This window comes from Methanohalobium sp. (assembly GCF_018609725.1).
Taxonomy (GTDB): domain Archaea; phylum Halobacteriota; class Methanosarcinia; order Methanosarcinales; family Methanosarcinaceae; genus Methanohalobium.
The window spans coordinates 1-15,544 of the sequence record NZ_JAHENT010000123.1; the positions used below are offsets into that span (position 1 = coordinate 1).

The window sequence follows — 15,544 nt, forward strand, 5'->3', positions numbered from 1 at the left end:
TCATAGTCTGCTGTGCGACCTGTGAAGGCAGCATATTGTAATTCTCATTTTCTTTTACTACTTCTGCTGTACAATAGGGACGTAAGCAAAAAAACAATTACAGAATATATACGCAATCAAGGATGACTTGAAAATTAGACGCTTACATACCCGTGTTTCATTTCAAAGAAATGAAACTCGCATTAAATCTACGATTTGATGCGATGCTAAAGATATAAGGGTTTTCTACCTTTAATTTTTATAAAAAAAGTATGAACTTGTGTACAGTTTAACTTTTTTAGAACATTGTATCAACCATTGTTTGAATCTGAATCAGACTGGATATACATCCTCGCATTCTGGTCATAGAACTGCATGTCTTTTTTGGATGTAGTAGGTTTTGTCCTTGCAATGGCTTTTTCAAAATGTGACCAGTTAATTTTTATTCTATTTGCAATATCCTTTGCTTCGGATTTGCTGAGTCTTGGTTTTATAACTTCACGAAGTGCAAGCAGAGCTGCTTCTCTACAGATAGCTTCTATATCCGCTCCTGAATAACCTTCTGTTATATTTGCAAGTTTTTCAATGTTCACGTTATCTGCAAGTGGTTTGCCTTCAAGATGTATGTTAAATATCATTTTTCTGCTCTCTTTTTCAGGAATACTTACATAAACCATCCTGTCGAAACGTCCTGGACGCAGAAGGGCGGGGTCAACTATATCCAATCGGTTTGTGGCGGCTATAACAACCACATCTTTGAGTTCTTCTATGCCGTCCATTTCTGTAAGTATCTGGCTTACCACACGTTCTGTAACATTGGAATCGTTACTTTTTCCGCGACGGGGTGCAATAGAATCGATTTCATCAATGAAAATTACTGTAGGTGCTGCCTGTTTAGCTTTTCTAAATGTCTCTCTTATAGCACGTTCTGACTCTCCTACATACTTACTCAAAAGCTCCGGACCTTTTATACTTATAAAATTAGCCTCACTTTCACCGGAGACGGCTTTTGCAAGCATGGTTTTTCCTGTACCAGGGGGACCATAGAGTATAACTCCTCTTGGAGGGGTTGTATTCACCGCTTTAAACAAATCAGGGTATTTTAGAGGCCATTCAACAGCTTCTGAAAGTTCCTGTTTAGCATTATCCAGACCCCCTATATCATCCCAGTTGATATGTGCTACCTCTACAACCACTTCCCGCATGGCAGAAGGTTCAATATTTTTAAGGGCTTCATAAAAATCGTTTTTTGCAACTTTTAAGCTATCCAGTATATCCGGTGGTATTTCTTCTTCGATTTTAATATGCGGCATTATTTTTCTCAAAGCTCTCATTGCCGCTTCTTTGCAGAGTGATGCAAGGTCTGCCCCAACAAAACCATGTGTAATATCTGCCATTTCATCAAGGACAACATCATTATCAAACGGCATTCCTCTGGTATGTACCTTTAAAATTTCCAGTCTTGCATCTCTGTCAGGTATTTCTATCTCTATTTCCCGGTCGAACCTTCCGCCACGTCTTAAAGCTTCATCCACTGAACTTGGGCGATTAGTTGCTGCAATAACTATTACTTCTCCTCTGGATTTGAGCCCGTCCATTAGTGAGAGAAGTTGTGCTACAATCCTTTGTTCCACTTCCCCGGAAACCTCTCCACGTTTTGGTGCAATGGAATCAATTTCATCGATAAAGATTATAGATGGAGCATCATTTTCTGCCTCTTCAAATATCTCACGCAATTTCTCCTCACTTTCTCCATAGTATTTGGACATTATTTCAGGTCCGCTGAGGGATATAAAATTCGCATCTGTTTCATAGGCGACAGCTTTTGCAATCAGAGTTTTACCAGTTCCTGATGGACCGTAAACCATTACACCTTTTGGAGGTTCAATCCCAAGTTTTTGGAATAATTCAGGATGTCTTAGCGGAAGCTCTATCATTTCCCTTACAAGACCGATTTCGCGTTTGAGGCCACCGATATCTTCATAGGTCATCCTTTCGGTAGTTTTACCTTCACTGTCAACGGATTCATCTTTTAATCTGATAGATGTATCATTAGAAACGACGGCAGGACCGGCAGGTTTGATGGAAACTACTACAAAGTATAGTGGTTCATTAACAGTTTCCACTCTGACCCATTCACCACGTGTGACAGGTCTGCCCTCAAGCATACGTGAAAGATATTGTGCTCCTTTGACAAAATGAACAGGTTTTGCAGGTGCAAGTGTAACTTTATCTGCGGTTTTAGCCTGTATTTTACTGACTACAGCTATGTCGTCAATACCTACACTTGTATTGCTTCTTGTATTACCATCTATTCTGATGACATCTTTTGCTGTATCGTTTTCATAAAGGGGCTGGATAACTGCATATCCCTGTTTTTTGCTTCTGATTTCTATAACATCCCCACTGACTGCGCCGAGTTTCTGCATTGCTTCTCTGTCCACCCTGGCGATACCCTTCCCCACATCTTTATGATAAGCTCTGGCAACATGAACTGTTATATTTTCGTTCATTTTTTGACTACCTGTTTATGCATTCTGTGTTATTGGGAGGTGTAACTATCTATATAATAAACCTTTTTCATCTTTAAGGTCTTTTCAGATAAACCAGACTGAACAGATTATTTTTAAAAATAATTACAAAAAGTACAAGTAATAATTTTACAGTTCAGCTTTGACATTTGTCACAAGTTCTTCCTGTACAACAGCGTTCCGGTCGCCACCACACACAATACCTCTAACCCCGATAATATCCGGTTTTATCCTTTTAAGTGGCTCAAGGTCATTGAATTTTATAGAACCAGCAAGAGCGGTCTCAAGACCATAACTGTGTGCCAAATCCACAAATTCTGATAATGTATTTTCCGACATGAAATAAAAAGTAGATTTACCATCTTTATGACCTGTATCCATCATAACAAGGTCTACTCCTGCATTTGCACCGATTTCTGGAAGTTTCATCGGAGATATGGAGTTTATACGCTGATAATCAGAGTATCCACAGGCTACGACCTTTTTATTACTGTCATAACTTTTTACTGAATTTGTTATGTTTTCCAGCATATCATATGCTTGTTCTTCTGTCTGGATATCATAAAGTCCTACCTTTATATATTCAGCACCTGAAGATGCAGCACCATAGGCAGCAAGAGACGCAGTTCCAGGTTTATAATTGAAATCACCAATGGTTGCACTGATAGGTTTTTTTGAATCGATGGAATCCTTTACTTCTTTTATAACCCAGGGGAAGTTAGCGCCAAGTGAACCCTCTTTTGGATTTTTAACATCGATTATATCAGCACCACCATTACAGGCAGAAACCGCTTCTTCTGTATTGATTGGACTAACTAATAATTTCATAATTGACCCTCTTTTTTATATTAGGAACAAATGTATTAATTAAATATGTTTCGAATGATATTTGTACTGGATATATATAATCGTAATGTAGTACATGCAAAAGGTGGAGATCGCAAACATTACCATCTGATACATCAAACCAGTGAGATTTGTAACAGTTCCAATCCGATTGAAATTATAGAAACCATAAGACCCAAAGAAGTTTATGCAGCGGATATGAATATACTGCAGGGAACTGGTAGTTTTGATACAAATTATGATGTTATCAGTTCAATATCAGAAAAGACCAGTACAATGGTCGATATGGGTATAACATCATTTAAAGATATATCAGAGGCGTTATCCATCGCGGATAAAATCGTTCTGGGAACTGAAACCGCATCAATGGATGTTATATCTAAAGCCGCATACAATTATCCGGGTCGTATAAATGTCAGCATTGATAAAAAGGATGATAAAATTCTAAAAACTGACCCTGATATACCCGATAATCCTTTTGATATTATTAAAATTTTAAATAATGTTGATATACAGGATGTTATTGTTCTTGATATGGACAGTGTAGGCACTTCAAGTGGTGTGGATTCAGAATTTTTAAGTAATGCTGTATCCTGTTCAAAACATGATATTCTTCTTGGCGGCGGTGTCAGGGATATAGATGACATCGAAACCCTTAAAAACACCGGTGTAAAGGGTGCACTTGTAGCCACAGCATTACATAACAGGTCAATCCCTGTAGAGATGGTAAGGTGAAAATATGGAAAATGATGATGCAATAGATGAAATAGATGAAGGAGAAGGATTTAAAGAAATCAAAATGGGTGGTGGATGGTATCTGACCATTGCCCTTGCAACGAGTGAAAAATACGATAAGGAATATGTAGAGATAGCAAAAGAAAGAAGCGGGCAGAAAAAAGGTCGTTTCAATTTGAATCCAAGATATGTCAGGGAACTTGGAGAAGCTCTAATCAAGTTTGCCGATGATAACGACTTATAATCTCATATATAAGATGTGATTATATCCACCACATCTTTTTCCACTTCTTCTATTGGCTGGTTTGAATTCACAACAACAAACCTTTCAGAGTCATCTTTCATAAGTCTTTGATAGTTATCATATACCTGTTGTAAAAACTCCATCTTCTCAAATTTGGTTTGTTCTCCCCTATTGCCGCACCGCTCAATAGCAAACTCAGGATCAATGTCAAGGAAAATGGTAAGGTTTGGTATAATAGTCCAGCCATTATGGATTTTTTGAACCCATTTTATCGGGTCTTCAAACTTTTCTGAAAGAGTAACACCCTGATAGGCACATCTGCTGTCCAGATACCTGTCAGAAATAACATTTTTACCGTCCTCAAGAGAGGGATATATTGTCTTTGATATGTGTTCGGCATGATCGGATGTGAACAGGAAAAATTCTGCAATCTGGTCGGTATCCGAATGTATTGCCTGTTCCACTGCTTTTCCAATCCAGTTTTTTGTTGGTTCTCTTGTAAATACTACATTAGAAAGTGATGGATGATTCATTAGCCGCTCTTTAATGGTGGATTTACCTGAACCATCAATACCTTCAAGTGTAATCAATTTGCCTTTCATTGCCAGATACCATTTCAATCATTATATTTTTATAAAGGTTGAGAAAAACCCAATCTATTTAGCATCGGGATATAGAACAAATGATCGAAAAACTATAAGTGTTTTGCTAAACGATTGTATGATGCATGTACCTGACCCAGAAGAACCATCTCCGTATTGATAAGCAGACTTATGAAACCTTGAAGAGGTTAACCAAACTGTCCAAGAAACTGTACAATTATACATTGTACACAATCAGACAGTATTTCTTCAATAACAGGAGGTACCTAAACCGAGAATCAGCTTATCATATAATCAAAGAAAATGGCAACTATAAGCTTCTGCCCTCGCACTAGTAAAACTGATGCACTGGTACTTGAACCCATCAGGAAACATAAAAAATATTTCGGTAAAAGAACGAAAAGAGGAATCTTCCAATCTTCTACAGGTAGATTAATCAATGCCGATATAAACGGAGCATTGAACATCTTGAGGAAGGTAATCTTCGATTCCCTTGAAATGATAATCGATAGCGTGGATGTGAACTCTCCAGAGAAAATAAGGCTTTCAAGGTAAACTTCTTCCGAAGCCGCTGAGTCTTTAACTTATCGGTAGTTCATGTACGTTGTGTATTTTCACTACCACACTGGGGGCATTTAATAGGCATAAAATTCGGGTCTTCCTGGAATTCAAAACTACATATATTGCATCTGAAAAATACCGTTGACTGGTCAATATTGTCTATGTCTCCCATTTCATTCACCTATCCAGAATTTTAACAGCCAAATAATATTAATTTTACCATTTTATCAAAAAGATATTTATGACTACAATTGGTGTAATTACACGGGGTAAATACGGAAAACGGTTAATCGATACTCTCAGGTCAAAAAGCGATTTTAGTATTGTAACTGCAGAACTTCCATCAAAACTTCCTGAATTTATTGACGAACCAGATGTTTATCTCAATAACCTTGACCTTGATAACAAGGTATTTAAAGCTGACATTTTAATAAGCTATTCACTACATCCCGACCTTACATCAGAAATCGCACGTATTGCAGGTAAATCAGGTGTCAGGGCGCTGATTGTTCCGGGGGGTACATCAAGAGCACCCATGAACGAACTGGAAAAATATTCAAATGAATACGGAATACATATAGAAGTGGATGATATATGCTGTGCACTCGGTCCATGTCCTGAAACATCAGAATTTACATCTATTTTTGGTCGACCTATTCTTAGAATACAGACTGACGAAGGGAAAATAACAGATGTTGATGTAATTCGTGGAGCTCCTTGTGGAAGCACCTGGTATATGGCAGAAAATCTTATTGGTACTGATATTGAAGATGCTGCATCTTACGGGGGTTTGCTAGTTCAACAATACCCCTGTCGTGCAGTAAGGGGGAAAAAAACGGGGATACATGAATCTGCCGAACTTCATAAAAGAGCAATAGAAAAAGCACTTGAAAAATAATATAATGCATTTATAAAATTAATCTATTCTGGTTGTGGAATTGATATGGAAAATCATGATGTTGCCCGGATATTTTCTAAAACTGCCAAAATGCTTGAGTTCCAGAATGCGAGTTCATATAAGATAAAAGCATATAATAGGGCATCCTATAGGATAAAAAACCTCAAAGAGGATATCAACAAATTACATGAAGACGATAAGCTGGATAGTATACCGGGTATTGGGAAATCATTCAAAAACAAAATTGTTGATATATTAAATACTGGTACATTCCCTGAATATGAGAAAATCAGTCAGGAAATACCTGTGAATATAGAGGAACTAATGGCTATCCCGGGAATGGGCCCCAGAATCCTTCAGTCTCTTTATAAACGACTCGGTATAAAAAATGTTGATGATTTAAAGGAAGCAGCAAGAACCCATAGAATCCGACGACTTCCTAATATGGGTGCCAGAAAGGAAGAACGCATTTTAAATGCTATTAAACGTTATGAAAAAAGAGGGGCTGATAGAATCTTATTTGAAACAGCCCGGCAAATTGCTGATGATATCAAATCAATTCTGGAAACAATCCCGTACACTAAAGTTTCTGTTGTGGGAAGTGTCCGAAGACAGAATGAAATAGTTAACAATATTAATTTTATTGTAACTACAGATTATCCAGAAGATGTGATTAATTGTTTTACCCAAATGAAAGGTGTACAGACAATATTAAATGAAGCAGACAAATGGGTCAGTATAATCTACAACGGTGGTATTCCTGTTGATTTGCAGATAGTAAATGATGATTATTTTGGACCAACGCAAATACATTTAACAGGTTCAAAGGAACATAATATCCATCTTCAGCAAATAGCATCATCCATGAATCTGCATTTAAGTAAATTTGGTCTCATCAATCTTGAAGATGGGAATAAATTAATCTCTAAAACTGAAAATGATATATATCAGAAAATGGGGCTGGATTATATACCACCGGAACTAAGAGAAGATAGGGGAGAAATAGAATCAGCTTTTAATGGTGCACTTCCTGAACTTGTTACTGCTGATGATATAAAAGGTGATCTTCATATACATTCAAACTGGAGTGATGGTAAAAGTACTATACAGCAAATTGCAGACGAGGCTCGCAGTCTGGGATATGAATATGTAGCCATCTGCGACCATTCAAAATCCAGGGCAAATGCCAGTGGTTTATCAGAAGGTCAGCTTCTAAGACGCATGAACGAAATTGAAAAAATAAACAACAGATATGATGATTTCCGGATTCTTGCAGGAACTGAATGCGATATTAAGGCAAATGCATCTCTTGATTATAACAGCAATATTTTGGAAAAAATGGATATTGTAATTGCAGCGATACATACAGGTTTTGATGAAGATAAAAAAACAATAACAAAGCGGGTTGTCAGAGCACTGGAAAATGAGCATGTCAATGTACTGGCACATCCTACAGGTAGAAGACTGGGTGAAAGGGCGGGATATGATGTAGATATGGATAAGTTGATGGAAACTGCAAAAAGGAATAATAAGATATTGGAAATTAACGGCTCACCCTCACGCCTTGATTTAAATGATATAAATGCAAAGACAGCAAAGGAAATGGGCATACCACTGGCCATAAACACCGATGCCCACTGGACTCATGATATGTCCAGAAATATGAAAACTGGGATAAATGTTGCAAGGCGTGGATGGCTTGAACCAAAAGATGTGGTAAATACCCAAAACCTGGATGATTTTTGTAATTTTATGGGTATCGATTGATAATTTCGGTTTTATTTATTTTGCAGTTTAATCCGTTCACCGAGTATACATTTACCACCTCTATGACCGCCCAGCGGATTGGAAGGGGTACCAAGTGAATTCATACATCTTGCCATGACCGCAGCACCTCTGGCAAGTCCATCATCTACAAAAACTACATTTTCGTCTATTTTGTCATGGATTTGGAGTTCATCAAGGTATTCCAGTATCAATTTGGGTTTATTACCGGTAAGAGCCGCTCTCCCACTTAGACCTATGGCTGTATCATCAAACACCAAACCTTCCTCATTGGCAACTTTAATAAGCCGATAGACTACTTTTGCCATTACTTCATCAAGCACGGCATAAACCACCTGAAGTCCCTCTTTTTTATAAATCTCAGCTCCAAGTTCCATTAATTTATCAAGGTCACTACCGTTTTCTCCAACATCACATCCGATAAGAATTACTCCGCTATCTTTTGCAGCAGAAGGGTTAACTGGAACACTACCATATTTGTTTCTATCTACTGGAACTTTTTCAATATTGATATGTTCATGGATTTTTTCAGCAAAGTTTTGGATGGTTTTGTCCTTCATTTTCATTTTGATGAAATTCATGACCTTCTGGTCAAAAATTTCCAGTGCAGTACCCAGATTTTCATCAACTTTGCCTGTACCTCTAATAATTGCATCAGGTATTGCACCCGCATAACCACATAGGTTACCGATTGTGTTGGCATAAGGTTCGTCTGGGCTGATAATACGCCCGGCAAGAGTAGTTCCAAAATCTATGGATATACAGGGGTTTCTATAATCAATATCTGCCCATTTAGCCCCTTCTTTAATACCTGCTGTTACCAGCTCACCTTCCATTTCATTTGCTACGACTTCAACACCTGTGGCACCTGTTGGGGGGTTGACACTTGCTACAGCACCGTCAAAAATGACTTGATTCAACTTGCTGTATTTGCGGTATTCTTTAGAAATATTGTCAAGCGACATAGGTGGTGTCATTTTATTGGGAGGAACATCTGCCATAAGACAGCCATCAGCCATTGCTTTGATAAACTCTCCTACATCATCCGGTACATCAAACCCGGCGACAACCCCGGTTGAGCGTACTACAAAATTAAGGTCAGTTTTAACATCAAGTTTTGCTTTTTTCACGGCATCAAGTAATGTGTCCCGTACAAGTTCAGCAACTGATTCTCTTGTAAATTCCACACCGCTTAATGTTTTTCCAAATGCAGTTTCTCCTGGTTTTGGTTTTCTTACATCTCTTGTCATTCTGACGTTTTTTGTAATATGTCTGGTTTTACCATCTTCAAGGTTTGTCGCCATCAGAATACATTTAGTGGTAGTATTTCCGACCTCGACCGATGCTACGACAAAATAGGGTTTGGTTCTAATATCAAGTACACTGACACTGGGGCTATCAGCAATTTTTGGTCTGTATCCCATTTAACTCAACTCACATATGAGGTTGCAATCTTTTTATAATATCCTGTTTTGATACTGCACCTATTATATAATCTATAAGAACTTTGTTTTTGAAAATAAGTAATGTTGGTATACTGGATATTCCAAATTTTTTGGCTGATTCTTGGTTATTATCTACATCAAGTTTTGCAAAAACCGCTTTACCCTGATATTCAGAAGCAAGTTCCTCTATTGCTGGAGCTATTTTTTTACATGGTCCGCACCATTCAGCCCAGCAATCGATTACTACTAATGGATATTTTGAAACAGTTTCGTCTACGTTAGAATCTGTAACATCAAATGGTTTTGACGGATAAGAACGTCTTTCCATTGATTTTTGTATTTCTTTAATCTTTTTTTTCCTTATCTCTTCCAGTTCCTCTGAATCTTCCATAATACCATCCTGTTTGTTTTTTAAAGGTAATGTGTAATATCAGGTAGTTATTTATATAAATTATATTATTGAGTTGTCAACTATATGGAGAGGTAACTGAAATCACTTAAAGTTTTGCATGGTTTTTTAACATTCTTGCAAAACCATTAAATATTAAATTAGAAAACAAAATAATTTATAAAAAACAGAAATTGGTTATTATGTCTCAATGGTCGATAGAACATCTCCTTCAAATGGACCCGTATGATTTTGAAAAACTTGTAGCTTATCTTTTCAGTAACATGGGTTATAAGGCAGAGGTAACAAATCAGTCAAAGGATGACGGTGTTGATGTTGTACTAAAACTGGAAAAATTTGGATTGTCTCATAAATGGCTTGTTCAGGCTAAACGTTATTCCAAAACGGTAGGTGTTAAAGAAATACGGGAATACAGCAGTTTACGCTATCATGATGATGTGGAAAGTATTATTGTTGTGACCACCGATGAGTTTACAGATGATGCAAAAAATGAATCTAAAAAGCATAACGTAAAACTTATCGAAGGTGGATTGCTGGTTGAGATGCTAAACTACTACTGTCCGGATGAACAGGAAGGACCAGAGGACAGTATATCTGAAAATTCTGAACAATTATCCATTGCAGATGACATCATCTTAAAAAATGAAGAATCTGTAATGGCGAATGAACCTGCTGTAGTCAAAGGACAAAAATTAATGGTTGCAGTAACTAACAAAAATATCTATCTGATAAAAAAAACATTGGGTATATTTTCAAGAAAAACCGATATCTATCAACAGATAGATGTAAATAATATAGTGGGTATACACACTAATAACAGAGTAATTTATCTTTTGACCAGACAAAATGGTGATATTGAAATTTTTAATATTCATCCAAAAAAGCCAGAAAAGCTTTTTGAAACATTCTCCAATCTAAAAGCGGAATATACAAAAGGAGAATACCTTTTAAAATTTGAAATTAAAAAAGATGGTTATCTAATTCTTACTAGTAAAAGGCTAATGGACCTAAATTCTGATAATGAAGTTGAAGGAGAATTTAATTTAAAAAATATTGTAGGCTCAGGGGTAACAAATATAGGTTTGTTTAAAAAGCAAAAACTTGTTGTGTGGGTTTCATCAGATAAAGTAAACAAATATGAAATTGAAGTTGATGATATACAGGAGTGGCAGAAACAAATCAATAATGCCGTGAAAACAGTATAATTTATATATATTCACGCCGTGAAATAAAAATATGTCGTCATTGTAATTATAAAGGTGAAAAGCAAAATTCTGATTTTACAAAGGTGATGGTACCTGTATGGTGATTAAAACTACTATCAAAGTCTATGGAATGTCATGCAAACATTGTGTGAAAAGTGTAACAGATGCCATTTCTGAACTGGGAAGTGTGGATTCAGTCAATGTAGACCTTGATAATGAGCAGGCGACTGTTACTTTTGATTCAGATATTATCAGTTTGGATGACATCAGACAGGCTGTAAAAGACGCCGGTTATGAACCTGGTGAAGAGGTGGATGAAACAGGAAAAACACAGACCTGTCCTGTAGAAGGAGAGGAAAGTGAAGAATCAGGTACCTGTCCGATTGTTACCGAAGAAGAAACAGAAGAATTCGGACATTACGCAACATCAACGCTTGATATCAATTTTAAAGTTACCGGGATGACCTGTGCATCTTGTGCCAAAAATGTAGAAAAGGTACTCAAAAAACAACCCGGTGTAGTCTCAGCAACAGTAAATCTGGCACTTGAAAAAGCATCTGTAACCTATGACCCATCTGTTGTGTCTTCAAAAGAACTGAAAGACGCTGTTGTATCAATCGGTTATGGTGTAGAGCGGGATACAATAGACCTGAATATTGGTGGTATGACCTGTGCATCCTGTGCCAAAAATGTAGAAAAGGTACTCAAGAAGCTGAAAGGTGTGGAATCGGTCAGTGTTAATCTCCCTCTTGAAAAGGCACATGTAGTTTATGATTCATCCCTTGTATCAGTAACTGATATGAAATCAGCAGTTGAGGATATTGGATATTCTGCAACATCTGAAAAGAAGGAATTAGAATCCGACCGTGAACGTGAAGCAAGAGAAACCGAGATGAAACAACAGCGTACAAATCTTATTATTGCTGCAGCACTGGTTCTTCCAATATCTCTGGGGGATATGAGCACTGCTTTTCCGAATATCCTCTGGTTTGTACCTCCGTTCCTTGCTAATGATATCCTTCTGTTTTTACTGACAACCATTGTAATGATATTTCCAGGTAGGCAGTTTTTTACCGGTACTTTTGAGGATTTCAAACACGGTGTAACCGATATGGATCTTCTCATAGCAACGGGTACAGGAGCTGCATATGCAGTAAGCGTTGTTGCTACATTCTTTGATCTTGGTCCGGGTTATGATGAAACCTATTATCATACAGCTGCAATGTTAATTACATTTATTGTATTTGGCAGATACATGGAATCCAAAACCAAGGGCAAGACTTCTGAAGCCATCAGAAAACTGATGGGTCTGAAAGCCAAAACTGCAAGAATTATTGTAGATGGTGAGGAGAAAGAAATACCTGTAGAGGATGTGGAAATCGATAATATTGTTGTTGTCAGACCCGGTGAAAAAATACCTGTGGATGGAAAAGTAACAAATGGTTCATCTGCAGTTGATGAATCCATGATAACAGGAGAAAGTATACCTGTTGATAAAAATCCGGGTGATACTGTAATAGGAGCTACCATCAACAAATCCGGTACTTTAAAATTCAGAGCCAGTAAAGTAGGTTCTGAAACCGCACTTGCCCAGATTATCCAGCTTGTGGAGGATGCCCAGAACTCAAAACCACCGTTGCAAAGGATAGCCGATGTAGTAGCTGGTAATTTCATACTGGCAGTACATATAATCGCTCTTGTCACATTTATGGTCTGGTTTTTGATAGGGTATGAAGCATTTGATGTATCCCTATTCAGTAATATGACAAGTCCGTTCCTTTTTTCCCTTCTTATAGCTATAACCGTGCTTGTAATATCCTGCCCCTGTGCAGTAGGACTTGCAACACCCGCTGCTATTATGGTAGGCACTGGTAAAGGTGCTGAAAACGGTATATTGATAAAAACAGGAGAAGCACTGGAAAGAGCCCAGAAACTTGATACAATTGTTTTTGATAAAACCGGAACCCTTACAGTGGGTGAACCGGAATTGACAGATGTCGTAGGTAAGGATGATTATTCAGAAGATGAGGTCTTAAGAATTGCTGCTACTGTAGAAAAGGGTTCTGAACATCCTCTTGGTGAGGCAATTGTAAAAGGCGCTCAGGCACGTGATGTTAATCTCGAAACAGCAGAAAACTTCAAAACTATACCCGGTCATGGGGTTGAAGCTTCACTTGAAGATAAACGGATACTACTTGGTACACGAAAACTGATGGATGATAACGATATTGACATCTCAGGTCTTGACAAAAAAATGGAAGAATTTGAAAATGATGGCAAGACTGCAATGCTAATAGCATCGGATAATACAGCAATCGGAGTGGTTGCAGTTGCAGATACTCTGAAGGAAAACTCAAAACAGGCAGTTGACAGAGTCCACAAAATGGGTCTTGAAGCCATAATGATAACAGGTGATAATAAAAGAACCGCTGAAGCTATTGGAAAAAAGGTGGGTATGGATAGGGTACTTTCAGAAGTCCTTCCAGAACAGAAAGCTTCAGAAATCAAAAACCTTCAGAACGAGGGTAGAGTTGTTGCAATGGTAGGTGATGGTATTAATGATGCACCTGCACTGACACAGTCCGATATCGGGATTGCAATGGGTGCAGGGACAGATGTGGCAATGGAATCTGCAAAAATCGTCCTTATCAAGAACGACCTTATTGATGTGATTGCTTCCATACGTTTAAGCAAACTCACCATGAGGAAGATAAAACAGAATCTTTTCTGGGCATTTGGTTATAATAGTGTCGGAATACCCATTGCTGCAGGGATATTGTATCCGCTTGTTCATCAAATATTGATAAGCCCTGCTTTTGCAGCAGCGTTAATGGCTATGAGTTCAGTTTCTGTAACTACAAACTCGCTTTTGATGAAAAGAGGCGGTATTAAATAATAATTTTGCAGGGATATATATGGTAGAGGATAATTTAAAGGGAAAATACAGTCTGGTTGCAAGCATTATAACATCGGTTGTAATCACTGTTTTATTTACATTTCTTGCTATTTTAAAAAACAATACAGATACATCACAAATGTATACACAGGTTGATATTATAGGTGGAACACTTTTTGTATTCCTGCTTACAATGATAGTTTCTGTCTCTATATGGCCCAGTATAATAGAAAAATACGCATCAAAATGATTCAGTAATCAAGGTCTATATGCGGATTGAGGTCACATCCGGTACATGGAAGACACATTGTTCGTGATTCATCTGCTCTTAACCCATTTCTATCAAGTTCTCTGCGAAGTATGTGAGTAAGTTTGAGCAATCTTTTTGCCGAGGGTCTTTCAATTTTTATCTCACCTTTTCTCAGGGATGGCATGGCACCTGCTCTAAGGATAGGGATGACTCCTATCGATGTGAGTTCTTTAATTCCTCTTTCAACGGTTTCATCAGTTTCACCAAGACCAATTATAAAATTGGAAAATACTTTGTTCTTGCCAAATATTTTAACTGCTTCAACCAGATGTTTTAATATTATGTTAAGTTCTTGTCCGCCACAAACTTTCTGATAGATGTCACGGTCCATTGTTTCAACGTTGTATTTAACCTCGTCAGCTCCTGCTTCTTTTAAACGTTTTGATGAATCATTTGTAGGATATATTGAAACACCAATGGGAACATTATATTTTTTTACTTCTTTGATTATCTCAACTGTTCTATCTACTTCTTTTTCGGGTGTATCTGCTACACCTGATGTAATAGATATAGCTTTCATATCTCCTGTTGAGTGGGCTCCATGTATATATTGAAGTACTTCACCAAATGTTTTGATTTTGCCTTTAAGTTTGGGGACAGGACAGAATTTGCAGTCATATACACATTTTTCACTGATTGTTATGTATGCCTGTTCAGGGCAGTGAATTAGTTCCTGTTCAAATTCTCCTCTGACAAACTCTTTCCCGTTTTTATAAATAACCATTTTACTGTCTTTTATTGTAGCTTTAAGTGGTGACTTTTCATCAATTGTAAGACGAACTCTTTTGTTTCCTGATTTAAAGAACAATGCAGTTTTACCAGCACTGGGACCAGCAGTAGGAACAGTTATTTTTTCAAATAAAGAAGAATCTGCATCAACCGTACCAATGGATATTAACTCAGCTTTTGTTTCTGGTTTCATTTTACTCACCAGATATAAATGGAATAAATTCAATCATAATAATAGGTTAATAGTAGTATAAGGTGTTATTTAATTTATATCCCATTAACCATAAATCCAGTATTTTATATAGTTTACTTTATAAGTAAAAAAGTATAAGAATTGATAACCTAAAATATAATCAATTATATTCATCA

General features: G+C 37.2%; 15 protein-coding genes and 1 pseudogene. 9 read left to right on the plus strand and 7 right to left on the minus strand.

Features of this window, described 5'->3' with window-relative positions; translation table 11 throughout:
* Window positions 1-290: 290 nt before the first annotated feature.
* Both QZ276_RS08200 and QZ276_RS08205 read right to left on the minus strand, forming a co-directional pair.
* On the minus strand, window positions 291-2,492 hold the full coding sequence (locus tag QZ276_RS08200; RefSeq protein ID WP_292487012.1) for a CDC48 family AAA ATPase: 2,202 nt from the start codon (window positions 2,490-2,492) through the stop codon (window positions 291-293).
* Between the two features lie 147 nt (window positions 2,493-2,639).
* Window positions 2,640-3,338 carry a (5-formylfuran-3-yl)methyl phosphate synthase gene (locus QZ276_RS08205; RefSeq protein ID WP_292487014.1) on the minus strand — a complete coding sequence of 233 codons (699 nt, stop codon included), beginning with the start codon at window positions 3,336-3,338 and terminating at the stop codon, window positions 2,640-2,642.
* 45 nt (window positions 3,339-3,383) lie between these two features.
* Between QZ276_RS08205 and QZ276_RS08210 the strand changes: the two genes are divergently transcribed.
* Both QZ276_RS08210 and QZ276_RS08215 read left to right on the plus strand, forming a co-directional pair.
* Window positions 3,384-4,091, plus strand: coding sequence for a HisA/HisF-related TIM barrel protein (locus QZ276_RS08210; protein ID WP_292487015.1), 708 nt, complete (start codon window positions 3,384-3,386; stop codon window positions 4,089-4,091).
* Between the two features lie 4 nt (window positions 4,092-4,095).
* A complete protein-coding gene (locus QZ276_RS08215; RefSeq protein WP_292487017.1) occupies window positions 4,096-4,335 on the plus strand; it encodes a hypothetical protein in 240 nt (79 codons plus the stop codon).
* Window positions 4,336-4,337: 2 nt separating this feature from the next.
* On the opposite strand, the gene tmk is transcribed toward QZ276_RS08215, so the two are convergent.
* The gene (gene tmk, locus QZ276_RS08220; protein WP_292487019.1) at window positions 4,338-4,937 is read right to left on the minus strand and encodes a dTMP kinase; all 600 of its coding nucleotides are present in this window, start codon (window positions 4,935-4,937) and stop codon (window positions 4,338-4,340) included.
* Between the two features lie 125 nt (window positions 4,938-5,062).
* Here tmk and QZ276_RS08225 point away from each other — a divergent pair.
* A pseudogene (locus QZ276_RS08225) lies at window positions 5,063-5,266 on the plus strand (RNA-guided endonuclease TnpB family protein); the annotation flags it as partial.
* Window positions 5,241-5,492: a hypothetical protein gene (locus QZ276_RS08230; protein ID WP_292487021.1), complete on the plus strand. Its 252-nt coding sequence runs from the start codon at window positions 5,241-5,243 to the stop codon at window positions 5,490-5,492. The pseudogene QZ276_RS08225 and the gene QZ276_RS08230, both read left to right, overlap by 26 nt.
* A gap of 40 nt (window positions 5,493-5,532) precedes the next feature.
* Here QZ276_RS08230 and QZ276_RS08235 read toward each other — a convergent pair whose 3' ends face one another.
* A complete protein-coding gene (locus tag QZ276_RS08235) occupies window positions 5,533-5,670 on the minus strand; it encodes a hypothetical protein (RefSeq protein ID WP_292487022.1) in 138 nt (45 codons plus the stop codon).
* 69 nt (window positions 5,671-5,739) lie between these two features.
* Here QZ276_RS08235 and QZ276_RS08240 point away from each other — a divergent pair, with 69 nt between their 5' ends.
* Window positions 5,740-6,396 carry a DUF166 domain-containing protein gene (locus QZ276_RS08240; RefSeq protein WP_292487024.1) on the plus strand — a complete coding sequence of 219 codons (657 nt, stop codon included), beginning with the start codon at window positions 5,740-5,742 and terminating at the stop codon, window positions 6,394-6,396.
* A gap of 45 nt (window positions 6,397-6,441) precedes the next feature.
* Entirely contained in the window at window positions 6,442-8,163 is a 1,722-nt protein-coding gene (polX, locus tag QZ276_RS08245) for a DNA polymerase/3'-5' exonuclease PolX (RefSeq protein WP_292487026.1), read from the plus strand.
* 11 nt (window positions 8,164-8,174) lie between these two features.
* Here polX and QZ276_RS08250 read toward each other — a convergent pair whose 3' ends face one another.
* Together QZ276_RS08250 and trxA are read right to left on the minus strand one after the other, a co-directional pair.
* On the minus strand, window positions 8,175-9,605 hold the full coding sequence (locus QZ276_RS08250) for a methanogenesis marker 14 protein (RefSeq protein ID WP_292487028.1): 1,431 nt from the start codon (window positions 9,603-9,605) through the stop codon (window positions 8,175-8,177).
* 10 nt (window positions 9,606-9,615) lie between these two features.
* Window positions 9,616-9,954: a thioredoxin gene (trxA, locus tag QZ276_RS08255; protein ID WP_342765715.1), complete on the minus strand. Its 339-nt coding sequence runs from the start codon at window positions 9,952-9,954 to the stop codon at window positions 9,616-9,618.
* Between the two features lie 263 nt (window positions 9,955-10,217).
* On the opposite strand from trxA, the gene QZ276_RS08260 reads away from it, so the two are divergent.
* From QZ276_RS08260 to QZ276_RS08270, 3 genes are all read left to right on the plus strand, one after another.
* Complete coding sequence (locus tag QZ276_RS08260) at window positions 10,218-11,240, plus strand: restriction endonuclease (protein WP_292487032.1); 1,023 nt, start codon at window positions 10,218-10,220, stop codon at window positions 11,238-11,240.
* Between the two features lie 97 nt (window positions 11,241-11,337).
* Complete coding sequence (locus QZ276_RS08265) at window positions 11,338-14,136, plus strand: heavy metal translocating P-type ATPase (protein ID WP_292487033.1); 2,799 nt, start codon at window positions 11,338-11,340, stop codon at window positions 14,134-14,136.
* Window positions 14,137-14,155: 19 nt separating this feature from the next.
* Window positions 14,156-14,386 (plus strand): hypothetical protein, encoded by a 231-nt coding sequence (locus tag QZ276_RS08270; protein ID WP_292487035.1) that lies wholly within the window; start codon window positions 14,156-14,158, stop codon window positions 14,384-14,386.
* Between the two features lies 1 nt (window position 14,387).
* On the opposite strand, the gene QZ276_RS08275 is transcribed toward QZ276_RS08270, so the two are convergent.
* The gene (locus tag QZ276_RS08275) at window positions 14,388-15,368 is read right to left on the minus strand and encodes a radical SAM protein (RefSeq protein ID WP_292487037.1); all 981 of its coding nucleotides are present in this window, start codon (window positions 15,366-15,368) and stop codon (window positions 14,388-14,390) included.
* Window positions 15,369-15,544 lie beyond the last annotated feature (176 nt).

What these genes read in the sequence shown, in the direction of transcription:
- QZ276_RS08200 (WP_292487012.1), bottom strand. Translation starts at nt 2,492, where the DNA reads ATGAACGAAAATATAACAGTTCATGTTGCCAGAGCTTATCATAAAGAT.
- QZ276_RS08205 (WP_292487014.1), bottom strand. Translation starts at nt 3,338, where the DNA reads ATGAAATTATTAGTTAGTCCAATCAATACAGAAGAAGCGGTTTCTGCC.
- QZ276_RS08210 (WP_292487015.1), top strand. Translation starts at nt 3,384, where the DNA reads ATGTTTCGAATGATATTTGTACTGGATATATATAATCGTAATGTAGTA.
- QZ276_RS08215 (WP_292487017.1), top strand. Translation starts at nt 4,096, where the DNA reads ATGGAAAATGATGATGCAATAGATGAAATAGATGAAGGAGAAGGATTT.
- tmk (WP_292487019.1), bottom strand. Translation starts at nt 4,937, where the DNA reads ATGAAAGGCAAATTGATTACACTTGAAGGTATTGATGGTTCAGGTAAA.
- QZ276_RS08230 (WP_292487021.1), top strand. Translation starts at nt 5,241, where the DNA reads ATGGCAACTATAAGCTTCTGCCCTCGCACTAGTAAAACTGATGCACTG.
- QZ276_RS08235 (WP_292487022.1), bottom strand. Translation starts at nt 5,670, where the DNA reads ATGGGAGACATAGACAATATTGACCAGTCAACGGTATTTTTCAGATGC.
- QZ276_RS08240 (WP_292487024.1), top strand. Translation starts at nt 5,740, where the DNA reads ATGACTACAATTGGTGTAATTACACGGGGTAAATACGGAAAACGGTTA.
- polX (WP_292487026.1), top strand. Translation starts at nt 6,442, where the DNA reads ATGGAAAATCATGATGTTGCCCGGATATTTTCTAAAACTGCCAAAATG.
- QZ276_RS08250 (WP_292487028.1), bottom strand. Translation starts at nt 9,605, where the DNA reads ATGGGATACAGACCAAAAATTGCTGATAGCCCCAGTGTCAGTGTACTT.
- trxA (WP_342765715.1), bottom strand. Translation starts at nt 9,954, where the DNA reads ATGGAAAGACGTTCTTATCCGTCAAAACCATTTGATGTTACAGATTCT.
- QZ276_RS08260 (WP_292487032.1), top strand. Translation starts at nt 10,218, where the DNA reads ATGTCTCAATGGTCGATAGAACATCTCCTTCAAATGGACCCGTATGAT.
- QZ276_RS08265 (WP_292487033.1), top strand. Translation starts at nt 11,338, where the DNA reads ATGGTGATTAAAACTACTATCAAAGTCTATGGAATGTCATGCAAACAT.
- QZ276_RS08270 (WP_292487035.1), top strand. Translation starts at nt 14,156, where the DNA reads ATGGTAGAGGATAATTTAAAGGGAAAATACAGTCTGGTTGCAAGCATT.
- QZ276_RS08275 (WP_292487037.1), bottom strand. Translation starts at nt 15,368, where the DNA reads ATGAAACCAGAAACAAAAGCTGAGTTAATATCCATTGGTACGGTTGAT.